This is a genomic window from Hylemonella sp. GW821-FHT12C09 (assembly GCF_058807395.1).
Map to the genome: position 1 here is coordinate 188,753 of NZ_JBXAQQ010000001.1, position 25,553 is coordinate 214,305.

The following is a 25,553-nucleotide window of genomic DNA, read 5'->3' on the forward strand; positions in this document are numbered from 1 at the left end:
CCGTCGTCAGGGTGACAAAGTCGGATCAGGCCTGTTCGCCGCCGTTGTTCTGGGCCGGACGGTCCAGCAGCGCCTTCATGGACAGCTTGACGCGACCCTTCTCGTCGGTCTCCAGCACCTTGACCTTGACGATCTGGCCTTCGGACAGGTAGTCCGTGACCTTCTCGACGCGCTCGTGGGCGATCTGGCTGATGTGCAGCAGACCGTCCTTGCCGGGCAGCAGGTTGACCAGGGCACCGAAGTCCAGGATCTTGGTGATCGGGCCTTCGTAGACCTTGCCGATTTCGACTTCGGCGGTGATCTCGGCGATGCGGCGCTTGGCTTCCTCGGCCTTGGTGGCGTCGGTGGCGGCGATGGTGATGGTGCCGTCTTCCTCGATGTTGATCTGGCAGCCGGTCTCGTCGGTCAGCGCGCGGATGACGGCGCCGCCCTTGCCGATCACGTCACGGATCTTCTCGGGGTTGATCTTCATGGTGAAGAGCTTGGGCGCGAAGTTGCTCACCTCGGTCTTGGCCTCGCCCATGGCTTCCTGCATCTTGCCCAGGATGTGCATGCGCGCTTCCTTGGCCTGAGCCAGGGCGACCTGCATGATTTCCTTGGTGATGCCCTGGATCTTGATGTCCATCTGCAGGGCGTTGATGCCATTGGTGGTACCGGCCACCTTGAAGTCCATGTCGCCCAGGTGATCTTCGTCACCCAGGATGTCTGTCAGCACGGCGAAGCGGTTGCCTTCCTTGATCAGGCCCATGGCGATGCCGGCCACGTGGGCCTTCATCGGCACCCCAGCGTCCATCAGCGACAGGCAGCCGCCGCAGACGGAAGCCATCGACGAGGAGCCGTTGGACTCGGTGATCTCGGACACCACACGCATGGTGTAGGGGAACTCTTCCTTGGTGGGCAGGCAGGCCACCAGGGCACGCTTGGCCAGACGGCCGTGGCCGATCTCGCGGCGCTTCGGGGTGCCGAAACGGCCGGCTTCGCCGGTGGCGAAGGGAGGCATGTTGTAGTGCAGCATGAAGCGGTCTTCGAACTCGCCGGCCAGCGCGTCGATGCGCTGTGCGTCGCGCTCGGTGCCCAGCGTGGCGACCACCAGGGCCTGGGTCTCGCCGCGCGTGAACAGGGCGGAACCGTGGGTGCGGGGCAGCACGCCGTTGCGGATCTCGATGGGGCGCACGGTGCGCGTGTCGCGGCCGTCGATGCGCGGCTCGCCAGCCAGGATCTGGCTGCGCACGATGCGCGCTTCGATGTCGAACAGCATGCCTTCGACCTTGACGCTGTCGAACTCGACGCCGGCCTCTTTCAGGTCGGCCATCACGACGGCATAGGTCTCGCGGCAGGCGTGGGTACGCGCCTGCTTGTTGCGGATCTGGTAGGCAGCGCGCAGCTTCTCTTCGGCCAGCGCATTGACCTTGGCGATCAGGGCCTCGTCCTTGGCCGGGGCTTTCCAGTCCCAGGCCGGCTTGCCGGCGTCACGCACCAGGTCGTGGATGGCGTTGATGGCGATGTTGCCCTGCTCGTGGCCGAAGACCACGGCGCCCAGCATGATCTCTTCCGACAGCTGTTGCGCTTCGGACTCGACCATCAGCACGGCGGATTCGGTACCGGCGACGACCAGATCCATCTGGCTGTCCTTGAGCTGGGTCTGGCCCGGGTTCAGGACGTATTCGCCATTGATGTAACCCACGCGCGCAGCGCCGATGGGGCCGCTGAAGGGGATGCCGCTGATGCTCAGCGCAGCGCTGGTGGCGATCATGGCGGCGATGTCGGCCTGCACTTCGGGGTTCAGGCTCACCACGTGCACGATCACCTGGACTTCGTTGTAGAAGCCTTCGGGGAACAGCGGACGGATCGGGCGGTCGATCAGGCGGCAGGTCAGGGTCTCCAGCTCGCTGGGACGGCCTTCACGCTTGAAGAAGCTGCCCGGGATCTTGCCGGCGGCGTAGGACTTCTCGGTGTAGTCCACCGTCAGGGGGAAGAAGTCCTGGCCCGGCTTGGCGCTCTTGGTCGCCACCACGGTGGCCAGCACCACGGTGTCGTCGATGTTGACCAGCACGGCGCCGGTGGCCTGGCGGGCGATTTCGCCGGTTTCCATGGTGACCGTATGCTGGCCCCACTGGAAGGTCTTGGTGACTTTGTTGAACATGGTCATGTGTTTCTCCTTATGGATCAAGGGAGGTCTGAGCCGCCTCCCCTAGGGCTCGAAGCCACATCACAGAACACGATGCCATTCCAGAGAAATTCGAGGAAATTCGCCCGATTTCCTCTGGAATGACACAGCTTCGCTCTGTTCCTGTCTGCTCCGAAGTACAAAGCGCCTGAGCTAGCGGACCAACTCAGGCGCTTCTATTCATCTGTCCGGGGCGATTACTTGCGCAGACCCAGCTTGGTGATCAGCGCGCTGTAACGGTCGAAGTCCTTGGACTTCAGGTAGTCCAGCAGCTTGCGGCGACGGCTCACCATGCGCAGCAGACCGCGACGGCCGTGGTGGTCCTTGGCGTGGGTCTTGAAGTGCGGGGTCAGTTCGTTGATGCGGGCGGTCAGCAGGGCGACCTGGACTTCCGGGCTACCGGTGTCGGTAGCGGAACGGGCATTGGCCTTGACAACTTCGGCCTTGATGCTGGTAGCGATCATTTCTATTTCCTGTCATGCGGGACGAAACCGGCCGCTTTCGGTCGGAACGTCCCAGGGTTTACAACTTGCGTCAGCGGCTGGAACTGCTACTGACGTGCGCTCTGCAAGCCTTGGCAGGCCGCAGAACCATGGAATTATAGCCCAAACCGATTCCGCGGAGCGCCTACTTACTTTGGGCCTGCTCCGACTGATTTCTCAAGATGCGTTGCGGATCAAAAAGGCCATGCGGTAGGCGCGTGGACGCCGCCGGGGTCGCCCCCGGCAAGTCCGCGCAACACCCCGCATGGCCTTTTTGGCCGCAACCCGAAGGGAACGGGGTTAAAACCGCGCCACTCGTTGTTGCGCTCCTCGCCCAGGCGGCCAGCCTGGGCGTCGTCGCGCGCCTAGATTGGCGCGGTTTTAACCCCATTCGCACTTGAGAAATCAGTCGGAGCAGGCCCTTAGCCAGGTTTTGAGCCGTTCCACCCCCAGCACCAGGCGCTGCGGGTCCCTGGACGCAAAACACCAGCGCAGCCAGCCCTGGGCCTCCGGGGCAAAGGCCTCGCCCGGCGCCAGGCCCAGGCCGGCCTCGCGCACCAGGCGCTTGGCCGTGGCCAGGGAGTCGTCATGGCCGGCCAGGCGGAAAAAGGCGTACATGCCAGCAGCCGGCGTCGCCAGCTCCACGCCCGGCAGGGCCCGCAGCAAGGGCACCAGGGTGTCGCGGCAGGTCTTCAGGTGGGCCACCACCCGGGGCGTGATCTCATCCGCCCGCTGCAGCGCCGCCACGGCGGCGCGCTGGGTGAAGACGCTGGCACAGGAGGTGTTGAACTCGATGAGCTTGCCCACGTCGTGGGTGATGGCCGGCGGCAGCACCAGCCAGCCGAGGCGCCAGCCCGTCATCAGGAAAGCCTTGGAGAAACTGCCCACGACCATGAGACGGTCTTCGGAGGAGGCAATATCGAGGAAGCTGGGTGCGCAACCATTCGGGGAGGCTTCATAAAACAGCTGCGAGTACACCTCGTCGGCCAGGATCCAGGTGCCGGTCTGACGGCAGTGGTCCAGGATGCGCTCCTGCTCGGCGCGCGTCAGCGTCCAGCCCGTGGGGTTGCTCGGGGCGTTGAGCACCAGCAGCCTGGTGGCCGGTGTCACGGCGGCCAGCAGCGCCTCCAGGTCCAGCGTCCAGGCCCCGGCCACGGGCCTGAGCGGCACGGGCTTGAGACGCGCGCCCAGGATGAGCGGCTGCGCCGTCAGGTTGGGCCAGACCGGCGTGACGATGGCCACCTCGTCGCCCGCTTCCAGCAGCGCCTGCATGGCGATCATCAGGGCGTTGACACCACCGGAGGTGATGGCCAGACGGTCTGGGGCCACCGTGCCGTGCAGGCGCGTCAGGTGTAAGGCCAGTGCCGCGCGCAGCTCGGGCAGCCCCAGGTTGTGGCTGTAGAAAGTCTCACCTTTTTGCAGGGAGTCGATGGCCGCCTGGCGGATGAAGTCGGGCGTGACCTCGTCCCCCTCACCGAACCAGAAGGCCAGCACGTCGCTGCGCCCCAGGCCGGCATTGGCCACTTCGCGGATTTTGGATTCTTCGAGGTCACGGATCACCTGGCGCATGTGTTCTCCATCGCAAGGGATCGATTGTGCCGCCTGGCCGGCACGGGCGCGGCGGCCCGACATAGAGACAGCCCCCATGTTTTCAAGACCTGGCCACCAAAAATTTGCCGCGCGCTGCAGGCCTTGAAAACTTCCTGGCCCGTTCCCAGTTATGCCCTGCGGCCGGCAGTGCCCCCGCACACCGAGTCCACCGTTTACCCTACAGGAGTTCAACCATGCTGTTTGTTCCCGTCATCCGCCGTTCCGCCTTCTCCCCTTCGCTGCGCGCTTTCGACCGCTTCTTCAGCGAGTCCGCGCCCGCCGAGCAGGCCCCCCAGGCCGCCGAAGACAAGGCTTACGAGCTGAGCTTCGACGTGCCCGGCGTCAGCCGCGAGCAGCTGTCCATCGGCATCGAGGGCAATGTGATTCGCATCGAGACCCTGCCCGAAGCCAAGCGCCAGTACAAGGCCGCCTACGAACTGCCGCAGGACATCGACACGGCCAAGAGCGAAGCCAAGCTGGAAAACGGCGTGCTGACGCTCAAGCTGGTCAAGGTGTTGCCTGAGAGCAAGGCGGTGAAGCTGGCGATCAACTGATCCCGCTCCACCGACGAAACAAAGGCCGCGAATCTCGCGGCCTTTTCTATTGCGCCTCAGGCAAGCCGCAGGATCTGGTTGAACCGCGCACACCCCGGTGAGTTGCCGCGTGCACCTTTACTGATCGGGCGATTCATCGGGAAAGGCCGCCCGGATGGCCGAGACGAAAAGCTTGGCTTGATCGATTGCCCAGACCACGTTTTTCGGGCTGACCGGGTCGTCCTTGTAATCGGCAAGCAGGCGCAAATCCTCCACCTTGTTCAGGGCGCGGCCATGTTCCACCGCAATCCGGCCCGGCTTCACCAGATGCAGGCTGAAAGCGGTGATCAGGCCGCTGTGGGTGCGGGCAACTTCGGCTTCTACCGGAGCTTTGGATGCCAGCAGGGCCGCACGGGCTGCGTCAAACATGGCGTAATAGGCGCGATTGCAGGCGCCATCCACATCGCCGTTTTCAAGTAACACGCTGGCTGACTGCAAGGCACGGTCTGCCTTGTGCATCAAGTCCCTTGGTGTCACAACGGCACGCCCTCGCGGGCAATGTTATGCAGCAGGCGCGGGTTGGAATACTGCTCCGGGTGCGCCCATTCCTGCTCCCAGATCGGAAGCGGCTGGATGCGGATGCCGGACTCCAGCAGCACGTCGTAAGCCACATCGTCCATGGCAAGCTTGGTGGCCACGAAATCACCACGCGCGCCCGTCAGAACAATCGCCACATCGGTATCGCTGCCCGGGTGAGACGTGTTGCGCGCCTGGCTGCCAAACAGCATGGCGCTGCGCATCGGCCAGCGCGCAGCCACGCGGCTGGCAAAGTCGCGAGCAGCGTTGATGGCGAGGTTGGGACGGCTGTCTGACATGATCTGTGTTCGACGCAAGTTTAGTGGGTGGGGAATGTTTTGTCACGCCAAGCTCTGGCGCTCAACTGCCGCAGTCACGTGACGCAAGGAAAACGCGGATGGATGTTGCGTTGCCAAACCGAAACCGCGTTTCGACAAGCTCAACGCGAACGGGTTTTCGCAAAATCCCTACGCCTCGCCGCCATGGCGCTCAGGGTCAAACAGCGCGAGCCTTTGCTCCAATGTGAGCGATGGCGCATTTCCCCCAAGGGCCCGCAGATCAACCACCGCATCAGCCACCATACGCATGATGCCCGCCAGCGCCAATTGCGGCGTCTGGTCCAGCCAGCTCAGCGAGGCAAATTCATCGCAAGTCCCCACGTACTCGCCGTCCTCGGGTGACCAGCAGACACGGTAGCTGTGATGATCGACCGGCTTCATGATGTCTATCAAGCCACGCGCACTTCGACCGTACGCCCCATCACGCGGGCGGCGGCTTCGATCTGGTCCAGCCGGGATGCATGGTTCAGTGTGAACAGCCGATCCACCTGCGGCACATGCCAGCCCAGGCGACGGGCCAGCTCTGCCTTGCGCAGACCCTGCTCCGTCATGGCCTGGTACAGGCCCAGCTTGGCGCCCTCCAGCGCGCCAGGACGCACCGTCTTCTGGCCCCGCTTGGGTTTGCTTGGCATGGGCAGCGGCTGGCGGGCGTCGATGTAGAAGGACAGCCCGGTCTCCAGCGCATCGACGGCGTGCAGCAGCGCCTCTTCTTCGTTCGCTCCGAAAGTGATGGCCTCGGGCACATCAATGAACGTGACGAGCACGGTGTCGCCGTCGCGTTCAAGCGTTACGGGATAGTCAAACATAGCGGTTCCTCATTTCAGTCCCAACTGGCGCGTGATGGCGGCTTCCAAGCCCTTACCCAGCTCGGCCGTGCCGTGCATGGGCAGCGTGGTCTGCCTGCCGTTCAAGAACACCTTCAGATGCGAACCCTTGCCCGACTGGAACGTCGCCCCCTGCTGCACCAGCCATTTCCTCATCTGCTTCGAGTTCATGGACCCGCATAATAAACACTTCTGTTGTGTTTTGCAAGCCCGTGCACGTTACGAACTGGACGCAGGACATCGACACCGCCAAGAGCGAAGCCAAGCTGGAAAACGGCATGCTGACGCTGAAACAGGCCACAGTGCCGCCCGAAAGCAAGGCGGTGAAGCTGGCGATCAACTGAATCCACCCCTCGAAAAACGAAGGCCGCGCAATGCGCGGCCTTTTTCATGACATCAAAGTTCGCACCGCCGTAGCCTGCAACTACCTTGCTCTCGAACAGCCCATGCACATGGTGACCGGAAAGCTTTGGCTACAGCGCGGGGCGGATCAGCTTGCAGTGACCCTCTTTCGCACAACCCCCTCGTCAACTATCGTGCACTCAACAAGAAAAGCTAGCAGGGAGAGACCAACGTTCCAATTGTTGACGCCTCCGTCAACATAAATCGAGTGCAAAAAGCAGAGGTCGGCCTCATCAGAGACGTATGCTCGAAGGGACCAATCGAGGTCACTGTTCACCTCGTTCGCAAGTGCCACGAGTTCGTGCAATGAAACACCTTGAGGAACTGGGACCACGGACGCTGAGAATATTCGGATCTGAGAACCACCCACAATGCTGACTAAGCAGGCTCGTTCGTTAATCGTGGCACTTAGGACTCTCTCGTCAATCGTTGTCCACTTTTCGTTAGTCAAACCAGATAGCGTGGATTGCAGCAAAGACAGCGAGAGACTCTTCTCGTCGATGACCTGTGTGTTCATGATGGCAACTTGTATTCTTCGTTGGTGGCGAGAGCCTGATTGCTAAGCGATGCCTCACGATTGAGTTGATCAAATCCCGGAAGCAGGCGAGTGCTAAGGGGTGGACGAAAGCTTCACTCGTGAATGGGTCCGACTGGGCAATTAGAGGGCCGGCTCTCGTTCCACGCCCTTACAAGCGCCGGGCGGCTGCGTACATACCACCACTTAACCAAGGCCGCATGGCGACCAGAGATTTGCCCCGCCAAGTGCGTGCAGTCCGCGAGTGAGAAAGTTGCGTCAACACCTCCACCGGAAACGTGGAAGTGAGGGGGCGAGTGCTCGCGTGCGAAGACCTCGATCTTCAGGCCTTTGACCTGAGCAACCAGCTGTTTGATGCTGTAAAGGGAACCGTCCTCCCATACAGCAAAGCCATCGGAGAGAAGCTTGGCCAGTGAATCGGCACACTGCTCCAGTGTGGTGGTTGCTCGAACCTCGGTTTCGATGAGGTCATATGGACTCATGAATTCCTAAACCAAATGTGAAACTCACTGGCGCTACGCGGCTATCTCGCTGTGCATCGTATGTGTAGCCGGGTTAGCACTACCATCTTCATAGACGTGATGATTTGAAAATCTCCGATGTGATGGCAAGCCGTATTCAGTCGATCTCGTAAGTTGCCAAAACGATTTGCCCATCGGGGGACATTATTCGGACGGATCTAAACTTTCCGTAGACGCGAAGTATGCGAATGGTTTGTTCGATGGGTTCGCTTATCGTCGCCTCTGAAACCACAGTATCGTCTGTGACTACTTCCTGCTTTGCATCGGCGCCAACATCGAAGTCGATTTCATAGATCGGCCCGCGTTCTTTAAGCACACGGTACTGCTGGGGCGTCATCGGTATCTCGAAACGACGGAAGTTCATTTCCCGACACTCCTGGCGTCGGTCCTCCTCGCTTTTTGAAAGAGTTAATCTGTTAGCCAAACTGCAATCAAGGTTGCCGAGCTTTACCCCCAGGGTTCGGACATCTTGAATTTCGAGGCGTTCGCAGCGTTGCTTTTGAACGCGCGTTTTCGCTCCGAAGGAATTCTGGCCGACAAACGAGCCAACGTTAGTACAACGCTGGGACAGCCGTTCTCTATAGGTAACGCTACCCCGATTTGCGACGAGGATCTGTTTTTCCTGGTCATACATACTGAATGTCCACCAGTCATCGGTCGGTCTAGCGCGAACTTTCACAGGCTTGGAGAATTGCTCTATTTCAGTTGAGAATTTTCCCGCGTTTTTCTTCGCAAATGACAGAAGAGCATCCTCATTAGCAGCGAAAGCTTGTTGAATCAGAAGTATTAGCAACAGGGACTTGAGTAGCTTTCGCATGGCGCCATTCCAATGTGAGGTGAGGTTTATATGGGCAGAGAGCGATTTCATAAACAATGCTAACGCCTCCCGTGAGTTGCTGAGCGGAGCTGATTTATAACCGCAACCACGATTTTTCCTGCCTCGGCGCGGCCATGAACAAAGCCGGTAACCGCGCAGCCGTCAGTTCACACCGACTGGCTGATCGCGTCCAGCGGCCAGCGCGGCTTGACCTCGAAGGTGTAGGCGCGGGTCGCCTCCTGCTGGCCGGCCTGCAGGCGCATGGCGGCGGCCATGGCGATCATGGCGCCGTTGTCGGTGCACAGGTGTAGCTCTGGATAGTGCACGCGCACCTTGAGCTTGGCGCATTCCATATTCAGCTGTTCGCGCAGTCGTTTGTTGGCGCCCACGCCGCCGGCCACCACCAGGCGCTTCAAGCCCGTTTCCTTCAACGCGGACAGTGACTTCTTCACCAGCACTTCCAAGATCGCGGCCTGCGTCGAAGCGGCCAGGTCCGCCTTGCGGGCCTCCAGCTCATCACCCAGGCGTTGCGCCTGCGTGAGCACCGCCGTCTTGAGCCCGGCAAAGGAGAAATCGAGGTTGCCGCTGTGCAAGAGAGGCCGCGGCAGCTTGAAGGCCGCGCCGTCCCCCTGCTCTGCCAGCCTGGCCAGCCCCGGACCACCGGGATAGGGCAGGCCCATGAGCTTGGCCGATTTGTCGAAGGCTTCGCCGGCGGCGTCGTCGATGGTCTCGCCCAGGATGGCGTAGCGCCCCACCCCGTCCACGCGCATGAGCTGGGTGTGGCCGCCGGAAACGAGCAAGGCGACAAAGGGGAACTCGGGCGGGTCGACGCTCAGGAAGGGCGAAAGCAGATGGCCTTCGAGGTGGTGCACGCCGAGCACGGGCTTGCCCAGGGCCGCGCCCAGCGCGCAGGCCACGCCCGCCCCCACCAGCAGCGCGCCGGCCAGACCCGGGCCGCGCGTATAGGCGACAACGTCGATGTCCTGCAGCGACTTGCCGGCCTCCTGCATGACCTGTGTCGTCAAAGGCAGCACGCGGCGGATGTGGTCACGGCTGGCCAGCTCGGGCACCACACCGCCATAGGCCTGGTGCATCTCGATCTGGCTGTAGAGCGCGTGCGACAGCAGCCGCGGCACCGGGCCGTCATCGGTTTGCACCAGGGCCACGCCGGTTTCGTCGCAGGAGGATTCGATGCCGAGGATCAGGGGCGCTACATCAGACATGGCAGCGAGTGTAGGCGAATGCCCGCTTACTTCATCACGAGACCGCCATCCACCACCAGCACCTGGCCCGTGACGAAACGGCTCCAGTCGGAGGCCAGGAAAAGCACCGGCCCCGCCACGTCCTCGGGCCGGGCGATGCGGCGCAGCGGGGTTTGCGCGACGATGGCCTCTTTCACGTCCTCCTTGGTCGCACGGCTGGCGTCGGTCGGGTAGACCAGGCCCGGCGCCACGCAGTTCACACGGATGCCCAGCGGCCCGAGTTCAGCCGCGAGGTTGCGGCTGAAGCCCACCAGCGCGGACTTGGCCGTGGCGTAGTCGTGATAAGGCACCACGGGCCGCTCGACCAGGTCGCTGGCCAGGTTGACGATGCAACCCTGCGCGCGCTGGCGCATGCCGGGCAGCACGGCCTGGCAGACGTTGTAAGTCGCGCGCACGGCCCCGTCGAACTGGGTCTGGTAATCGTCCCAGCCGGTTTCCCAGAAGCGCTTGCGCTGCTCGGGGTCGAAGCGGTACGGTGCGAAGGCGTTGTTGACCAGCACATCGATGCGGCCCAGTTCGGCCTGCACCTGCGCCACCAGGGCCTGCACCTGGGCGGCGTCGTTGACGTCGGCGCGCAGGGCCCAGGCATCGCCACCAGCCGCCTTGCACTGCGCCACCACCTCGTCGGCCGCGGCCTCGTTGCGCAGGTAGTTGACGACCACGAAGCCCCCCTCGGCCGCGAAGGCCCGTGCGATGGCCGCGCCGATGCCGCGGCTGGCGCCGGTGACGAGGATGACCTGGCCCTGGAAGTTCATGCTTATTTACCCGGCACCAGTTCGCTGCTCACCACGTCCTTCATCTTCAGCTCGCGCTGGATCAGGCCGATCTTCTTCCACGCGTCGGCCCCCTTCTGCAAGGCCTCCACGTCGATGGCACCCAGGCCTTTTTGTTGCGTCAGCGGCGAGACGCTGGAGGCATTGCGCAGCCTGATCACCTCCAGGTTCACGGCCTCGTTCTGGCCGTTGATGGCGCGCTTGACCGCCAGCGCGGCGGCTTCCTGCGGCTGGGCGATCATCCACTGCATGCTGTCGCGGTAGGCGGCGAGGAAGCGCCTGAGCACGTCCTTCTTCTGCTGGAAGGTCTCCTCGCGCACCACGAAGATGTCGCTGGAGACGTTGAGCGACTGGCGCACCTCCATCACGTTCACCTCGCCCACGCCCCTGGCGCGGGCCACCAGCAGGCCGGTGTCGGTGGCGGCGGTGGCGTCCACCTGCCTCTGCATCAGCGGCGCAAAGTTCAGCAAGCCCGTGACGACGATGGTCACGTCCTTTTCAGTCAGGCCGGCCTGGTTGAGCAGCAACTGCAGATTGGTCAGCGTGCCGCTGGACAGGCTGTAGACGCCGATCTTCTTGCCCTTGAGGTCCGCGGGCTTGCTGATGCCGCTGCTCTTGAGCGCCACCACGTTGAAGATGTTCTGCGGGTAGATGTCGTAGATCACGCGCAGCTTCTCGCCCTTGTCCAGCGCGGCATACAGCGACCCCGGGTCGGTGAAGGCCACGTCAGCCTGCCCGCTGAGCAGGTTGCGCACGGCATCGCCACCACCGGTGCCGGGCATGTAGACCATGTCGATGCCCTGCGCGCGGAAGAAGCCCTTGTCAGGCTCGACCAGCAGGTTGGTGATCTCGGAGATCGGGCCGCCCCAGCCGGCGATGGTCACCTTGTCCAGCTTGGCCTGGGCCCAGGCACCGGTGCACAGGGCACCGACTGCAAGCGCAGCAAGGGTGCGCAGGAAATGTCGTTTCATGGTGTCGTCCTCAAAGGTTGGATGAATAGGATTGCAATAAGCGGCGCTCGATCAGCAGCGTGGCCTCGTACAGCAGCAGGCCGATCAGCGTGATCAGCAGCAGCACGGCGAACATCAGCGGCGTGTCCATGGAGCCCTGGGCGGCGATGATGAGCGCGCCCAGGCCCTTGCTGGCGCCGATGAACTCACCCACCACCGCGCCCACCAGGGCCAGCACCACGGCCACGCGCAGGCCGGCCAGGATGGCCGGCAGACCGGCGGGCACCTTGAGCCGCCACAGGGTCTGCCAGCGCGTGGCGCCCAGCATGCGAAAGAGCTCCAGCCGCGCGGCATCCACCTGGGCGATGCCGGTGAGCGTGTTCTCCAGCAGCGGGAAGAAGCAGATCAGCGCGGTGATGACCACCGTGGGCACGGTGCCGAAGCCGAACCAGACGATGAACAACGGCACCAGCGCCAGCTTCGGCACCACCTGGCTGGTCACCACATAGGGCATGAGCACACGGCGCAACACGACCGATTCGCCCAGCAGCACACCGCCCGCAAACCCCAGGGCCACGCCCAGCGCCAGCCCCAGGCCCAGTTCCAGCAAGGTCTGGGCAATGTGCGGCCAGAGGTAGCCCGTCTGCAGGCCGCGCAGCAACGCCGTACCGATCACGCTAGGCGCCGGCAGCACCAGCGGCGAAAACCGGAAAGCCGACACGGCCCACTCCCAGGCCAGCAGCAGGATGATCAGCAAGGCCAGGGCCAGCAGGCGCGGATACCTCGTCATGCGGCCCCCTCCCCGTCCATGGCGTGCCGCAGTTCGGCGCAGATGGCGTTGAAGGCCGCGCCGTAGCGCAGGTCCCGTCCGCGCGGGCGTGGCAGGTCCACACGGATGTCGTGGCGGATGCGGCCGGCGTCCATCACGGCCACGCGGTCGGCCAGGTAGACCGCCTCGGCGATGTCGTGTGTCACGAAAAAAACCGAGGTGCCGCGCGCGCGGCACATGGCCAGCAGCTCGTCCTGCAACTCTTCGCGCGTGATGGCGTCGAGTGCGGCAAAGGGCTCGTCCATCAGCAGGATGGGCGGATCGAGCAGCAGCGCGCGTGCAATCGCCACGCGGCTCTGCTGCCCGCCCGAGAGCTGGCGCGGATGGTGGTGCAGGTAGGCGCTCAGGCCCATCTGGGCCAGCAGCTGCTCGGCGCGCGCGCGGTCGGCGTCCGTCGGCGTGCGCTGCAGCGTCAGGGGCAGCAGCACGTTGTCCAGCACGGTCAGCCAGTCCAGCAGCGTGGGCTGCTGGAACACGAAGCCCGTGCCCGGTCCGGGGGCACGGACAGGCTGCCCCTGCAGGCGCACCGTGCCGGCGTCGGGTTGCAGCAGGCCGGCCGCGAGCTTGAGCAGCGTGGTCTTGCCGCAGCCGCTGCGCCCCACCAGGCAATGAAACTCACCGGGCGCAATGTCCCAGTCCACGCCCTGCACCACCGGCGGCCAACCGGGGAAGGTGTAACTCACCTGCTGCATGTCGAGGAAGGTCATGGGGTCCGCTTCCTCAGTCCCGGTAAGGTGCGTAGGTCTCGGCCGCGCTCTCGGCCGAGGCTTCCAGCTCCACCATGCGCACCAGGTCCAGCAGGCTGAAACGGCCGTCGTGGTGCCAGCCGGCTTCGGGCGCCGTCATCTGGCCCAGGGCGCAGAGGCGCGTGGCACCGGCCGCCCCCAGCGGTTCGGCCAGCGCATGCAATTCCTGCGGCGCAGCGGCCAGGCCCACGGTCTGCAACACCTCGCGCTGCGCGGCCAGCAGGGGCAGCGTGTCTGCCAGGTGGTCCACGGCCTGGACCTGCACCGTGCGGTTCAGCGCGCAGGGTTGCAAGGCGCTGGCCTGCTCGGCATAGGCCACGCACCAGGCGGCGCCAGCATCACCGAGCAGCTCCACGCCGGCCCCGGCAAACCCTTGCATCTCCTGGCCCTGGCGCCAGCCGGCCACGCTGGCGGACTCTTCCAGCGTCAGCGTGCGCCGTGCGAACTTGTGTTGCAAGGCAGCCAGCTCGCCGGCCAGTTGCTGCGCGAACTCGCGCGGCGTGACACGGCCGCCGCGTGCCACGTAATAGGTGTGCGGCGAATAACAACCCTGCTGCTCGTAACGCACCACGTCCAGCGCGGCGGCGCGTGCCGTGGCCGGGGCATGGGCCACGTCGAGCGCGGCGGCCGAGACCAGCCCCACGCTGAGCTTGTGGCCGTGCGGCAGGAAACGCATGCTCACCGGCACCTGCTGCCTGAGCGCCGTCAGCGTGTCGTTGCCGCCATAGGCCAGCACCGCGTCGGCTTCGGCAAACAGGGCACGTTCGCTCGTCGTGTCGCCGCCCTTGAACCAGACGATGGCCAGCACCTCGGCCAGGCGCGGCTCCACCTCGGCCAGCAGGCGCGCGAACAGGGAAGCGAACAGCGGCTCGGCACTCGCCACCTTGCCGATGGCCGGCGCCTTGACCAGCAGGCCGCAGACCAGGCTCCACAGCGGCAGGCCCGGCACATTGCCGGCCCAGACGTGCACCAGCAGTTCGGGGCCGAGCGCGCGCGCCATGCCGCCCTTAGGCCTAGGCTGGAATTCGTCGAGCAGCTTGGGGTTGCTGAAGTCCTCGGCCACGAAACGCTGCAGCTGCGGCGCGCGGAAGGTCTTGAGGTAGGCGTTGAGGCCCAGGCGCACCATCTCGGCGTCGAAGCCCGAGATGCGCGGCAACAGCAGTTCCAGCTCCAGGCGATAGGGGTCGGCCGGGTTGAGCAGGCGCTCGATGGCACGGTCGATGGCCGCGATGATCTGCGACACCGGCATGGGCTTGAGCTGCGTGCGCCCCTGCTTACGCACGTGCGCGGCCAGCGTGTGCAGCTGGGCCGGCGTGAGCTGCGGCACCAGCACATCTACCTGCTGGGCGCCGGCGCCAAAGCCCAGCGTGTGCCACTGCACCTCGCTGGGCTTCAGGCCCGGCAGATAAGCCGCGGTGATTTTCATGACTGTGCCGCCCGCAGGAATTCATCCACCGCCAGCGAGCAGCCCTTGGCCTGCGCGCCCTGGGCACGGCCCAGCAGCAGGAAACCACCCTCCACCGCCACGCCCACGTCTTCGGTGAGGATGGTCGTGACCGAGTTGAAGTTGCCCAGGTCGGTGTGCGCCAGGATGCCGCGTTCGCCCCGGGGCATCTCCTGCCCGGTCAGCGGGTCCAGCACGCGGCTGCGGATCCAGTGCGGGCCGGACTTGAGGGCCGGCAACACGGCGTTGCCATCGTCGTAGAACTGCGTGCTGAGTTCCGTCATGCCATACATATTGATGCAGGCGCTGCGGGGCACCCCGAAAGTCGATGCGAGCGCGTCGTAGAACGCGTCCATGTCCATCTCGCGCGACTGGCCCTTGAAACCGCCGGTGTCGAGCAGGCGGCTGCCCGCGGGCAAACGAAAGCTCAGGCCGCGTGCCTGCAGCGCGTCCATCAGGTGCACAAAGCTGTAGCTCGCGCCCAGCAGTGCGAAGGGCTCCCCGCTGGCCTGCACCTGGGCCAGGGTTGCGCAGAGCGCGTCCACCTGCAGGCCTTCAGGGCCCAGGTCATAACGGCTCTCGGGCGTGCCGAAGTGGTGCAGCGCCAGCGCCAGGTAATGCGCCAGCGAGGAGTTGGGCATGAGCTGTTCGCTGGGGAACAGGATGCCCATACGCAAACGGTCCGCCCCGCCCATGAAACGCTGGCGAAAGTTCAAGGTCATCGACAGGTCGTAAACCTGCAGCTGCGGGTGGTAGTGCCGGCCCTTGATGTCGCCGCGCGTGGTGCCGCTGGTCATGAAGACGCGTTCGCAATGCTCGGGCGGCGCGCAGCTCAGCGTCAGGTCCTTGAAACCGTTGATCGGCACGGCCGGGATGTCGCGCCAGTGTTTCACCGTGCGCGGGGTGCGGCCGCGCTGCTGGCAGAACTTCTGGAAAGCCTGGTTGTGCTGGAACTGGTGGGCGAAGAGGCGCAGGGCCAGGGCATTGAAGCCATCATCCCCCGCATCCGGGTGCGCGATGAACGCCAGCAGCTCCGGAACCAGAGCGGCTACCTGCTGCGACGATGGGTGTACTGCTTCTGCCACGATGACCTTTCCTGGTGCGCCGGCGGCGCGTGCTCCGAAAGGTGTGGCGAGGCGGGGGCCTGGCAAACAGCTCTTCTTACGTCGGCATGATCCGAGTCAAGTTCACGGGTTCGGTATCGGGATCTTTTCCCACCATCTCAGCTGTCCGTCTGCACGGACAACACCCCGGAGCAGGGATAATTCTATGCCAAGCGCCGACGCGCACCGCGCCGTTTGGCGTATTTCTTGCATCTGGAACGACATGAATGAAGCCTTGCGCATCGTGGTGGTGACCTCGGACCTGGGAGTGGGTGACCCCGGGGACGAAGACGCCGTGCTGCAGGCCGAGCGTTCGCGCAGCCTGCGCATCGGCCTGCTGGAGAGCGGCTTCAATCTGGTCGCCTCGCTGCCGGCCGACGTCTTCCTCAACGAGCGCCTGGCGCAACTGCAACCCGATATGGTGATCGTCGACGCCGAGAGCGATGCGCGCGATGCGCTCGAGCATGTGGTCATGGCCACGCGCGATGCGCCGCGCCCCATTGTCATGTTCACCAACGATCAGGACACCTCGCACGTACGCGCCGCCGTGGCCGCGGGCGTCACGGCCTACATCGTGGCCGGCCTGTCGGCCGAACGCATCCGCCCCATCCTGGACGTGGCCCTGGCACGCTTCCAGCATGAGCAGGCCCTGCGCCATGAACTGGCCGAGACGCGCAGCGAACTCGACGAACTCAGCGCCGAACTCAAGGACCGCAAGACCATCGACCGCGCCAAGGGCCTGCTCATGCAGCGCCAGGGCCTGAGCGAGCAGCTGGCCTACGAGAAGCTGCGCAAGACCGCCATGGACAAGGGCATGAAGCTGGCCGAGGTCGCGCAGCGCATGCTGGACGTGGCCGACCTGCTTTAGAGCAGCGCACAGCTGCTCTTTTTGGTGCGCCGCACCATTCCGGCGCATCACCCCCATTCAGTGCACGGACCTCTATAAGCCATTGATAGGCAATGGTTTAAAGCTACCAAATCAGTAGCAATCAAAAAACCCAGAAGCTGGCACGCCCTTTGCGTAGCAGTTAGCAAGACCATACACGGTTTACCGGCAGCCCGTCCAACGGCGGATGTGGCCACCGGTACGGACAAAGGCGTCCCCACGGAGCTAGGCCGCGTCATCTCGACGCGCCGGCTCGGTGAGGACGCCTTTTTGTTTTTCTTCATCGTCACTAGGAGCTAGCCATGCCTGATCTTCTGAACGCCAAACTGAGCCGCCGCGCCGTGCTGCAGACCGCCGCCGTGGGCGCGGTCGGTATCGACCCCGCCCTGCGCGCCGCCGTCTATGCCGCCGGCTCGGACGCCCCCGAGAAGAAGGAAGTGAAGATCGGCTTCATCCCGCTGACCGATTGCGCCAGCGTGGTCATGGCCTCGGTGCTGGGCATCGACCAGAAGTACGGCGTCAAGATCATCCCCAGCAAGGAAGCCAGCTGGGCCGGCGTGCGCGACAAGCTGGTCAACGGCGAACTGGACTTCGCCCACGTGCTCTACGGCCTGGTCTACGGCGTGCACCTCGGTGTCTCCGGCCCGAAGAAGGACATGGCCGTGCTCATGACCTTGAACAACAATGGCCAGGCCATCACGCTGAGCAAGAAACTGGCCGACAAGGGTGCCGTCAACGGCGAGGGCCTGGCCAAGCTGATGGCCAGCGAGAAACGCGAGTACACCTTCGCGCAGACCTTCCCCACCGGCACGCACGCCATGTGGCTGTATTACTGGCTGGCGGCCAACGGCATCAACCCCATGAAGGACGCCAAGGTCATCACCGTGCCGCCGCCCCAGATGGTGGCGAACATGCGCGTGGGCAATATGGACGGCTTCTGCGTGGGCGAGCCCTGGAACCACCGCGCCATCATGGACGGCATCGGCGTCACCGCCACCACTACGCAGGCCATCTGGAAGGACCACCCCGAAAAGGTGCTGGGCACCACGAGCGAATTCGTGCAGAAGTACCCGAACACCGCGCGCGCCGTCACGGCCGCCATCATCGAGGCCGGCAAGTGGATTGACGCCGGCCTGTCCAACAAGATGAAGATGGCCGAGACCGTGGCCGACAAGAGCTACGTCAACACCGGCGTGGACGCCATCAACCAGCGCATCCTGGGCCGCTACCAGGACGGCATGGGCAAGACCTGGGACGACCCGGACCACATGAAGTTCTACAACGACGGCGCGGTGAGCTTCCCCTACCTCTCCGACGGCATGTGGTTCCTGACCCAGCACAAGCGCTGGGGCCTGCTCAAGGAGCACCCGGACTACCTGGCCGTGGCCAGGCAGATCAACCGCATCGACCTGTACAAGCAGGCCGCCACCGCCGCCAAGGCGCCCCTGCCCAAGAGCGAGATGCGCAGCAGCAAGCTGATCGACGGCGTGGTCTGGGACGGCAAGGACCCGAAGAAGTACGCCGACGGTTTCAAGATCAAAGCCTGAAGAGGAGCCCATGATGGTCAGCGCCGTGTTTCATACCCCCCTGGAGCGGGCCGCCCCCGTTCCCCTGCCGCCCACCGGCGGAAAAAAGGCAGCGACACCGCGAGCCCCCGCCGTGGAGGCCGTCAGGACGCCGGGCTACGACTGGCGCGGCCTGTGGCTGCGCGTGATCCCGCCCGTGCTGGGCCTGGCCCTGCTGGTCGGCATCTGGGCGCTGGTGTCGCTCACCAGCAAGGGCAGCATCCCCAGCCCGGTCGAGACCTTCAGGCAGGCCCTCGACGTCTTCAGCGACCCGTTCTACCGCAAGGGCCCGAACGACCAGGGCGTGGGCTGGAACGTGCTGATGTCGCTCGAACGGGTGGCGCTGGGCTTCGGCCTGGCGGCCATCGTCGGCATCCCGGCCGGTTTCATGATCGGGCGCTTCACCTTCCTGAGCCGCATGTTCAACCCGCTGATCAGCCTGCTGCGCCCGGTCTCGCCGCTGGCCTGGTTGCCCATCGGCCTGCTGGTCTTCAAGGGCGCCAACCCGGCGGCCATCTGGACCATCTTCATCTGCTCGATCTGGCCCATGATCATCAACACCGCGGTAGGCGTGCAGCGCGTGCCGCAGGACTACATGAACGTGGCGCGGGTGCTGCAACTCTCCGAGTGGAAGATCGTCACCAAGATCCTCTTCCCCGCCGTGCTGCCCTATATGCTGACCGGCGTGCGCCTGGCCGTGGGCACGGCCTGGCTGGTGATCGTGGCGGCCGAAATGCTGACCGGCGGCGTGGGCATCGGCTTCTGGGTCTGGGACGAGTGGAACAACCTCAACGTCAAGAACATCATCATCGCCATCTTCGTGATCGGCATCGTCGGCCTGGTGCTCGAGTACGCGCTGATCAAACTCGCCACCGCCTTCACTTTCGAAGAAGTGAAGAATTAGCCCACCCCTGAGCCGCGCCCAAGGGCGCGTCACCCCCTCAAGGGGGCGCCACCAGCGGCCCGGCCAAGCCGGTTCCACGGTGGCCCCCGGAAAGAAAAGGAGCACATCATGAGTGATTCGTTAAGCACCAAGTACATCGAGGTCCAGGGCGTCGAGCAGACCTTCAAGACCGCCAAGGGCTCCTTCCCCGCGCTGCGCGACATCAACCTCACCGTCGCCAAGGGCGAGTTCGTGGCGCTGATCGGCCACTCAGGCTGCGGCAAGTCCACCCTGCTCAACCTGATCGCCGGCCTGACCACACCCACCAACGGCACCCTGCTGTGCGCCAACCGCGAGATCGCCGGCCCTGGCCCCGAGCGCGCGGTGGTGTTCCAGAACCACTCCCTGCTGCCCTGGCTGACCTGCTACGAGAACGTCTACCTCGCGGTGGAACGCGTCTTCGGCGCCGGCAGCAAGAGCACGGGCGCCACCGCCGAGAGCAAGGCCCAGCTCAAGGCCCGCACCGAGGCCGCCCTGGCCCTGGTGGGCCTGACCCCTGCGGCACAGAAACGCCCCGGCGAGATCTCGGGCGGCATGAAGCAGCGCGTGGGCATCGCCCGCGCCCTGTCCATGGAACCCCAGGTGCTGCTGATGGACGAGCCCTTCGGCGCGCTGGACGCGCTCACGCGCGCGAAGCTGCAGGACGAACTGCTGGAGATCGTGGCGCGCACGAAAAGCACCGTGGTCATGGTCACGCACGACGTGGACGAGGCCGTGCTGCTGAGCGACAAGATCGTGATGATGACCAACGGGCCCGCCGCCACCATCGGCGAGGTGCTGACGGTGGACCTGCCGCGCCCACGCAAGCGTGTGGAACTGGCCGAAGACCCGCGTTACATCAACTGCCGCAAGGCCGTGATCGACTTCCTCTACACGCGCCAGGCCCACGTGGAAAAAGCCGCGTAAACAACAAAACACCCCCGTGCCGCGCCAGCGGCGCGTCCGGTGGCAGGGCCAGAGGCCCGGCCCCTTCGGGCACGTCCAAGCCTGCGCAGGCAGGCTTGGAGCCGCGGCCCTCAGCCCCCAAGCGGGCGACACCAGTGGCCCGGCAAAGCCGGTTCCGCGATGTCCCTGGGTTGAAAACCGGGCGCAGCGGCATGACCATCGCCGCCCCAGACCCGGGCGCGGATATTGCTTGTATCAAGCAAGTCAGGCCAATGGCGGTCTGAATTCCCGGATTCGGTGCAAGGATGCACCGGATTCCCCCAGACGAAGGCGTCTTGCATGTGCTCAGCCCTGTTGCGGAGCACCTGCAGGCGCCTTTTTTCATGCCCGCAGCCACAACGATGAACAGCTTTCGCACTTTCCTCAAGGCCGGCCACAGCCCCACGCTGCTGGCCTCCTTCATCTATTTCAGCTACTGCTGCGGCGTCTGGGTCACCAATGGCGCCATGGCGCCCTTCATCAAGGAATCGCTGCAGCTCAGCCCCGCGCAGATCGGGTTGATGCTCTCGATCCCCATCTTCGCCGGTGCCCTCATGCGTTTCCCGCTGGGCATCCTGGCCCAGTACATCGGGCGCAAGAACGCCACCCTGGTGGAAATGAGCGGCATCGCCCTGGCCCTGATGTATGGCTATTTCTTCGTCCAGACCTTCAATGACCTGCTGGCCATGGGTGTGCTGCTGGGCATCGCCGGCGCCAGCTTCGGCGTGGCGCTCTCGCTGGGTTCGGGCTCTTTCCCCGCGCGCTACAAGGGCCTGGCCATGGGCCTGGTGGGCGCCGGCAATGTGGGCACTTCGGTGTCGGCCCTACTGGCGCCACAACTGGCCCAGGCTTTCGGCTGGAAGGCCGTCTACGGCCTGGCGGCCATCGGCCTGCTGCTGCCCGTGCTGGTCATGGTCTTCATCGCGCGTGAACCCGACGACGTGGACAAACACGCCAGCCTGCGCGACCACGTGGCCTGCCTGTTCGAAAAAGACGGCTGGGCCTTCAGCATCATCTACGCCATCACCTTCGGCGGCTTCATCGGCCTGACCACCTTCCTGCCGAGTTATTACTACGACCAGTTCGGCGTGAGCAAGGTGCAGGCCGGCCAGCTCACCATGCTGGCCGCCTTCATGGGCGCGGCGCTGCGCATCTTCGGCGGCTGGATCTCCGACCACTGGGGCGGCATCAACACCCTGAGCGCCGTGCTCGTCATCGTCACCGTCACCCTGCTGCTGTGCGGGCTGGCCGGCGGTTCGCTGGTGCTCACCACCCTGCTCATGATGCTGTGCTTCGCGGCCCTGGGCGCGGGCAACGGCGCGCTGTTCCAGCTGGTGCCGCTGCGCTGGCCGCTGAGCACGGCCGTGGCCGGCTCCATGATCGGCGAGATCGGCGCCCTGGGCGGCGGCCTGGTGCCCAACGCCATGGGCCTGTCCAAGCAGTACACCGGCACCTACTTCTGGGGCTTCGCGCTCTTCGCCCTGCTCTCGCTGGGGGTGCTGGGCATGACACGCGTGATGCAGCTCCGCTGGACCCGCACGTGGGCGGAGCGGGGTGGACGCGCGCGTAGCACCTGATCGCGCTGCCTCAACGCACCGTCGCAGCCGACACGGCGAAGGGATCGCCTTCGGCCTCGATGAAGTCGCCCAGGTAATCCAGAAAACGCCGCACCGCAGGCACCATGCCCCGGCGCGAGGGGTACACCGCGTGAAAGATGCCGGGCTGGGGCGCCCAGTCCGGCAGCACTTTCACCAGGCGCCCGTCCAGCAGTTCCTCGCGGCACATGTAGTCCGGCAGGAAACCCATGCCGGTGCCCTGCACCACCGCGAACTTCAGCGTCAGCAGGTCATCGGCCAGCAGCCGCGGGGTATGCGCCAGCGTGAAGGTCTGCTCCTGCGGCCCCTGCAGCACCAGCGTGGAGCGGCCCTCCACGCCAGACATGGCCACCGTGTCCATGCGCGCGAGGTCTTCAGGCCGCTCCGGCCGGCCCTGGCGCTGGAGCAGCGCAGGGCTGGCGGCCAGCACGGTCTGCGTCACCCCCAGGTGCTTGACCACCAGGCTGCGGCTCTCCTCCAGGCTCACGCGCACACGCAGGGCCACGTCAAACCCCTCTTCGACCAGATCGACCACGCGGTTGCTGACACGCATGTCCACGCGCACCTGCGGGTACCGCGCCAGGAAAGCCGGCAGGATGGGCCCCAGCGTGGTCTGCGCCAGCGTCACCGGGCAGGCCACGCGCACCGTGCCGCGGGGCTCGGTCTGCACCTGCTCCACCGCCTCGGTGGCCGCTTCGGCCGCATCACGCATGGCCAGGCAATGGCGCAGGTAGTGCTCGCCCACGTCGGTCAACGAAAGCTTGCGCGTGGTCCGGTGCAGCAGGCGCACGCCCAGGCGGCCTTCGAGTTCGGCCACCCGGCGCGAAAGCTTGGATTTGGGGATGCCCAGGTGCCGGCTCGCCACGGCAAAACCGCCGCGCTCGGCCACCTCGGCGAAATACAGCATGTCGTTGAGATCCTGCATTTGGGCCTCTATCGTCCTATTTTCAGAACAATGTAACTCAATAAGTCCATCTATTCATTTATTCGCATCATCCCCAGAATAACAACATCGACAACCCGCCTTACGAGGACCCCCATGAAAGTTCTGCACATCGACTCCAGCATCCTGAGCGACAACTCCGTTTCGCGCCAGCTGACCCGCGCCATCGTGGCCGAATGGCAAGCCCAGCACCCGGGCACCACGGTGGACTACCTGGACCTGGCCGCCGAGGCCCCCAGCCACCTGAGCGCCGAATCCCTGGGTTTCCGCCTGCCGGCCACCGCCACCCTGACAGACGCACAACGCCGTGAAAACGCCATCTCCGAAGCCCTGGTGAGCCAGTTCCTGGCGGCCGACGTCATCGTGGTGGGCGCACCGCTATACAACTTCAGCATCCCCAGCCAGCTCAAGGCCTGGATCGACCGCGTCGCCCAGGTGGGTCGCACCTTCAAGTACACCGAAACCGGCCCCGTGGGCCTGGCCGGCGGCAAGACGGTGATCGTGGCCTCCACCCGCGGCGGCGTGTACTCCACCAGCGAAGGTGGCCGCGCCATGGAACACCAGGAAAGTTATCTGCAGACGGTGTTCGGCTTCTTCGGCATCACCGACGTGCGTTATGTGCGCGCCGAAGGCGTGGCGATGGGCGAGGCCAAGAAGGCCGAAGCCCTGTACAGCGCCACCCTGCAAGTCAAGGCCGCCACCCGCAAGGCCGCCAACCAGGACCAGGCAGCCATCGCAGCCTGATCCTGCCAGCCGCCAAGGCTGGTTGAAAAAAAGGGGCACGCCGGTGGCGTGCCCCCCTTTTCGTCGTCGGCAAGGCTCACCCCATCCCGGGTGTGGGCAGGCATTCCATGATCTCGACCGATTCGCCAGGGAAGATCGCAAAGTGGGGATGGTTCACAAACAGCCTGGCGGCCGCTTCATGGGTCTGCGCCGCCACGACCACATAACCACAGATCGCGTTTTGTGCATCGGCGAGGCCGGATGCCGACACCCGCTTGGTCTTGCCGATGGGCCCGCCATGCTCGACGATGTGGGAGGCATTCACATTCATCCAGGCATGCCAGGCCTGGATGCCGGCTTGGGTGCGCTCCTGCCGGGCGGCCTCGCTCAGGGCGTTCCAGCCTGAGCGCTCGGCGGCTTCGGGGGTGCCCAGGAAAACGGCCAAAAAGTTCTTCATAGGGTGCTCCTTGTGTGTGGCCACTGGCTCGCGACCCCGGTGGTCGCGAGGATGGCTCACACCTTACGACGAACGCGGCCCCCGATGATCGACCGATTCCCCGGCCCCAATTGAATTTTTATGCAGCAGGAAGCGCCATCGTCCAGAGCAGCCCTGCTCAGCCTTGGCAGAACGGTGCCGATGAAAGTTTGGACGGCGAGCAACGGTGACGCAGATTCCATGTCGGCACGGGACTTCCATGATCCCACCTCAGATGCCGGATATACGAAGCAGGCGCTTGCCCCCAAGACCACCAATCGATCAGCCTCTTGCTGTTGAGGGGGAGTCCATATATGAAATGTTAGGTGTGCCGAGAGTCATGCTGCGCCAATCAGGTCAGCCAACCTTTTCGATAGCTCAGCTTTAGAGCCGGGTAGGCAACCAGCGCCATCACCGCCATTCCCAACCCAGTCCCGCATGCCCACAAGGCAAGCGTAAACAACTCAGACACTATCCCGGAGAAAGAAAAGTTTTCAACACCATAGCGGACGAACCAGTAAGCCGCAATAAAGGGGTAGGAGATCAGAGTGGAGGAGATGCCTATGACAACCTGGATCTTCAGCAGATCACCCAGCGAGAACTTTGGATTACTCATATTTCCAGATAGATGACTTGGGGCGATGCGGCGCTCAAGAAGGCCACCTAACGTGAAGGTGAGCGAGCGCCGTAGGCGGTCCGCTCGACTGACATTTTAAAGAGCATTGCGACCAATTTACCGCTCCACAAGATCCACAATAGACCAACGCGCATCTCGCTTCTTTGCGACGACGGTAAAGCAACGTGCTTCAGGCGCACAGAGCACAAACAATGCCTCGCCCGAAAAGTCGCTGTCGGCAAACCGAAAGGCGGCGAACCGCTTAAGTTCAACCGCGGTCGGTTGCACGTTGAGCTTTGAACCAACTGCAGAACGGCCCAGCTCATATGGCTCGGAGGTTTTGATCCAAAGTTGCCCTAGAGCAGCAATAACTATGAACATAACAACGACGAACGCGACAGTGCCAAAAAGCTTGCGCTTTGTCATTGAGGACCAAGGTGAAATGAACGTACCCATTTGCTCTTTAACGCTCCAGCTATGGCGCGCGTGCGACAACGCATGAAGGAGGTGCAACGCTTATACGCGTCGCACATGAGCTGGTTGTTAGGCCTGTTTTTATTGCAGCCATTGAACGCTCCGCACGTACCAAGTGGAAAATACAAAGCGAATGCGAAACTTCTTGCGTTCTTGCCTCTCGGCGTGACGACACACCAACGTAAAGTGATTCTTGTGCATCTCGACGCGAACGAATTCTGCTCCGCTCTCAGTGCAGGAGGTTAACCCAATTGCATTTACTGCGCGACGCGTGAGCCGATGGTCAATGACGGAGTAAACGACAATTGGTAGGACAAGAGCGCCGATTCCGCCGAAGACATTGAACGCGAGACGAACTTCATTGCTCATGTCCAGCGCTGCGACAGAGCGCAACGCGATGCCTGCCAGCGCATACAACACGAGTATGAGAAGAATTGCCACTTGATTGGCCTAACGTTTGAGATGAGTGGGAGCCGTAAGCGATCCACTCTCGATTGAAGTGTTAGAGCCCATCGCG

General features: G+C 64.0%; 30 protein-coding genes and 1 riboswitch. Of the genes, 8 read left to right on the forward strand and 22 right to left on the reverse strand.

Features of this window, described 5'->3' with window-relative positions; genetic code table 11:
* Positions 1–25: 25 nt before the first annotated feature.
* From pnp to AC1RRP_RS00985, 3 genes are all read right to left on the reverse strand, one after another.
* Entirely contained in the window at positions 26–2,149 is a 2,124-nt protein-coding gene (gene pnp / locus AC1RRP_RS00975; RefSeq protein WP_493032357.1) for a polyribonucleotide nucleotidyltransferase, read from the reverse strand.
* Positions 2,150–2,364: 215 nt separating this feature from the next.
* On the reverse strand, positions 2,365–2,631 hold the full coding sequence (gene rpsO / locus AC1RRP_RS00980) for a 30S ribosomal protein S15 (RefSeq protein ID WP_057675287.1): 267 nt from the start codon (positions 2,629–2,631) through the stop codon (positions 2,365–2,367).
* Positions 2,632–3,054: 423 nt separating this feature from the next.
* Positions 3,055–4,218 carry a pyridoxal phosphate-dependent aminotransferase gene (locus AC1RRP_RS00985; RefSeq protein WP_493032360.1) on the reverse strand — a complete coding sequence of 388 codons (1,164 nt, stop codon included), beginning with the start codon at positions 4,216–4,218 and terminating at the stop codon, positions 3,055–3,057.
* Positions 4,219–4,433: 215 nt separating this feature from the next.
* On the opposite strand from AC1RRP_RS00985, the gene AC1RRP_RS00990 reads away from it, so the two are divergent.
* Complete coding sequence (locus tag AC1RRP_RS00990; protein WP_493032362.1) at positions 4,434–4,793, forward strand: Hsp20/alpha crystallin family protein; 360 nt, start codon at positions 4,434–4,436, stop codon at positions 4,791–4,793.
* Positions 4,794–4,910: 117 nt separating this feature from the next.
* Here AC1RRP_RS00990 and AC1RRP_RS00995 read toward each other — a convergent pair whose 3' ends face one another.
* The 5 genes from AC1RRP_RS00995 to AC1RRP_RS01015 all read right to left on the reverse strand — a co-directional run bounded on the left by AC1RRP_RS00995 (position 4,911) and on the right by AC1RRP_RS01015 (position 6,681).
* Entirely contained in the window at positions 4,911–5,291 is a 381-nt protein-coding gene (locus tag AC1RRP_RS00995) for a HEPN domain-containing protein (protein WP_493032365.1), read from the reverse strand.
* A 14-nt stretch (positions 5,292–5,305) separates the two neighbouring features.
* Positions 5,306–5,647, reverse strand: coding sequence for a nucleotidyltransferase family protein (locus AC1RRP_RS01000; protein ID WP_493032366.1), 342 nt, complete (start codon positions 5,645–5,647; stop codon positions 5,306–5,308).
* A 168-nt stretch (positions 5,648–5,815) separates the two neighbouring features.
* Positions 5,816–6,067, reverse strand: coding sequence for a toxin-antitoxin system HicB family antitoxin (locus AC1RRP_RS01005; protein WP_493032367.1), 252 nt, complete (start codon positions 6,065–6,067; stop codon positions 5,816–5,818).
* An 8-nt stretch (positions 6,068–6,075) separates the two neighbouring features.
* Positions 6,076–6,492, reverse strand: coding sequence for a type II toxin-antitoxin system HicB family antitoxin (locus AC1RRP_RS01010; protein ID WP_493032368.1), 417 nt, complete (start codon positions 6,490–6,492; stop codon positions 6,076–6,078).
* 9 nt (positions 6,493–6,501) lie between these two features.
* On the reverse strand, positions 6,502–6,681 hold the full coding sequence (locus AC1RRP_RS01015; protein ID WP_493032370.1) for a type II toxin-antitoxin system HicA family toxin: 180 nt from the start codon (positions 6,679–6,681) through the stop codon (positions 6,502–6,504).
* Positions 6,682–6,722: 41 nt separating this feature from the next.
* On the opposite strand from AC1RRP_RS01015, the gene AC1RRP_RS01020 reads away from it, so the two are divergent.
* Positions 6,723–6,854, forward strand: coding sequence for a hypothetical protein (locus AC1RRP_RS01020; RefSeq protein ID WP_493032372.1), 132 nt, complete (start codon positions 6,723–6,725; stop codon positions 6,852–6,854).
* 688 nt (positions 6,855–7,542) lie between these two features.
* Here the strand turns inward: AC1RRP_RS01020 and AC1RRP_RS01025 are convergent.
* The 9 genes from AC1RRP_RS01025 to AC1RRP_RS01065 form a co-directional block, all read right to left on the reverse strand.
* Positions 7,543–7,929 (reverse strand): DUF4160 domain-containing protein, encoded by a 387-nt coding sequence (locus AC1RRP_RS01025; RefSeq protein ID WP_493032374.1) that lies wholly within the window; start codon positions 7,927–7,929, stop codon positions 7,543–7,545.
* A 136-nt stretch (positions 7,930–8,065) separates the two neighbouring features.
* Entirely contained in the window at positions 8,066–8,836 is a 771-nt protein-coding gene (locus AC1RRP_RS01030) for a hypothetical protein (RefSeq protein WP_493032376.1), read from the reverse strand.
* Positions 8,837–8,952: 116 nt separating this feature from the next.
* Positions 8,953–10,008, reverse strand: a complete 1,056-nt coding sequence (tsaD, locus tag AC1RRP_RS01035; protein WP_493032378.1) for a tRNA (adenosine(37)-N6)-threonylcarbamoyltransferase complex transferase subunit TsaD — start codon at positions 10,006–10,008, stop codon at positions 8,953–8,955.
* Between the two features lie 26 nt (positions 10,009–10,034).
* On the reverse strand, positions 10,035–10,802 hold the full coding sequence (locus tag AC1RRP_RS01040) for a 3-oxoacyl-ACP reductase (protein WP_493032380.1): 768 nt from the start codon (positions 10,800–10,802) through the stop codon (positions 10,035–10,037).
* Positions 10,803–10,804: 2 nt separating this feature from the next.
* The gene (locus tag AC1RRP_RS01045; protein ID WP_493032382.1) at positions 10,805–11,791 is read right to left on the reverse strand and encodes an ABC transporter substrate-binding protein; all 987 of its coding nucleotides are present in this window, start codon (positions 11,789–11,791) and stop codon (positions 10,805–10,807) included.
* Between the two features lie 10 nt (positions 11,792–11,801).
* On the reverse strand, positions 11,802–12,560 hold the full coding sequence (locus AC1RRP_RS01050; protein WP_493032384.1) for an ABC transporter permease: 759 nt from the start codon (positions 12,558–12,560) through the stop codon (positions 11,802–11,804).
* Positions 12,557–13,306: an ABC transporter ATP-binding protein gene (locus AC1RRP_RS01055; RefSeq protein ID WP_493032386.1), complete on the reverse strand. Its 750-nt coding sequence runs from the start codon at positions 13,304–13,306 to the stop codon at positions 12,557–12,559. Before AC1RRP_RS01055 ends, AC1RRP_RS01050 begins: the two co-directional genes overlap by 4 nt.
* A 13-nt stretch (positions 13,307–13,319) precedes the next feature.
* Positions 13,320–14,771 carry an acyl-CoA reductase gene (locus tag AC1RRP_RS01060; RefSeq protein ID WP_493032388.1) on the reverse strand — a complete coding sequence of 484 codons (1,452 nt, stop codon included), beginning with the start codon at positions 14,769–14,771 and terminating at the stop codon, positions 13,320–13,322.
* Entirely contained in the window at positions 14,768–15,874 is a 1,107-nt protein-coding gene (locus tag AC1RRP_RS01065) for a LuxE/PaaK family acyltransferase (RefSeq protein WP_493032389.1), read from the reverse strand. Before AC1RRP_RS01065 ends, AC1RRP_RS01060 begins: the two co-directional genes overlap by 4 nt.
* 56 nt (positions 15,875–15,930) lie before the next feature.
* Positions 15,931–16,052, reverse strand: a riboswitch (TPP riboswitch).
* Positions 16,053–16,115: 63 nt separating this feature from the next.
* Here AC1RRP_RS01065 and AC1RRP_RS01070 point away from each other — a divergent pair.
* The 5 genes from AC1RRP_RS01070 to AC1RRP_RS01090 all read left to right on the forward strand — a co-directional run bounded on the left by AC1RRP_RS01070 (position 16,116) and on the right by AC1RRP_RS01090 (position 21,787).
* Positions 16,116–16,760, forward strand: a complete 645-nt coding sequence (locus AC1RRP_RS01070) for an ANTAR domain-containing response regulator (protein ID WP_493032391.1) — start codon at positions 16,116–16,118, stop codon at positions 16,758–16,760.
* 320 nt (positions 16,761–17,080) lie between these two features.
* Entirely contained in the window at positions 17,081–18,325 is a 1,245-nt protein-coding gene (locus AC1RRP_RS01075; protein ID WP_493032393.1) for a CmpA/NrtA family ABC transporter substrate-binding protein, read from the forward strand.
* 13 nt (positions 18,326–18,338) lie between these two features.
* Positions 18,339–19,247 carry a nitrate ABC transporter permease gene (gene ntrB, locus AC1RRP_RS01080; protein ID WP_493033416.1) on the forward strand — a complete coding sequence of 303 codons (909 nt, stop codon included), beginning with the start codon at positions 18,339–18,341 and terminating at the stop codon, positions 19,245–19,247.
* A gap of 108 nt (positions 19,248–19,355) precedes the next feature.
* Entirely contained in the window at positions 19,356–20,192 is an 837-nt protein-coding gene (locus AC1RRP_RS01085; RefSeq protein ID WP_493032395.1) for an ABC transporter ATP-binding protein, read from the forward strand.
* 380 nt (positions 20,193–20,572) lie between these two features.
* Positions 20,573–21,787, forward strand: coding sequence for an MFS transporter (locus tag AC1RRP_RS01090; protein WP_493033418.1), 1,215 nt, complete (start codon positions 20,573–20,575; stop codon positions 21,785–21,787).
* Between the two features lie 10 nt (positions 21,788–21,797).
* Here AC1RRP_RS01090 and AC1RRP_RS01095 read toward each other — a convergent pair whose 3' ends face one another.
* Complete coding sequence (locus tag AC1RRP_RS01095) at positions 21,798–22,730, reverse strand: LysR family transcriptional regulator (protein WP_493032397.1); 933 nt, start codon at positions 22,728–22,730, stop codon at positions 21,798–21,800.
* Between the two features lie 114 nt (positions 22,731–22,844).
* Here AC1RRP_RS01095 and AC1RRP_RS01100 point away from each other — a divergent pair, with 114 nt between their 5' ends.
* A complete protein-coding gene (locus AC1RRP_RS01100; RefSeq protein ID WP_493032398.1) occupies positions 22,845–23,492 on the forward strand; it encodes an FMN-dependent NADH-azoreductase in 648 nt (215 codons plus the stop codon).
* Positions 23,493–23,568: 76 nt separating this feature from the next.
* Here the strand turns inward: AC1RRP_RS01100 and AC1RRP_RS01105 are convergent, their stop codons facing one another.
* The 4 genes from AC1RRP_RS01105 to AC1RRP_RS01120 all read right to left on the reverse strand — a co-directional run bounded on the left by AC1RRP_RS01105 (position 23,569) and on the right by AC1RRP_RS01120 (position 25,477).
* A complete protein-coding gene (locus AC1RRP_RS01105) occupies positions 23,569–23,928 on the reverse strand; it encodes a hypothetical protein (protein WP_493032400.1) in 360 nt (119 codons plus the stop codon).
* Positions 23,929–24,298: 370 nt separating this feature from the next.
* Positions 24,299–24,562: a hypothetical protein gene (locus AC1RRP_RS01110; protein WP_493032402.1), complete on the reverse strand. Its 264-nt coding sequence runs from the start codon at positions 24,560–24,562 to the stop codon at positions 24,299–24,301.
* Positions 24,563–24,679: 117 nt separating this feature from the next.
* Complete coding sequence (locus AC1RRP_RS01115) at positions 24,680–24,988, reverse strand: hypothetical protein (RefSeq protein ID WP_493032404.1); 309 nt, start codon at positions 24,986–24,988, stop codon at positions 24,680–24,682.
* Between the two features lie 129 nt (positions 24,989–25,117).
* Positions 25,118–25,477: a hypothetical protein gene (locus AC1RRP_RS01120; RefSeq protein WP_493032406.1), complete on the reverse strand. Its 360-nt coding sequence runs from the start codon at positions 25,475–25,477 to the stop codon at positions 25,118–25,120.
* Positions 25,478–25,553: the final 76 nt, after the last annotated feature.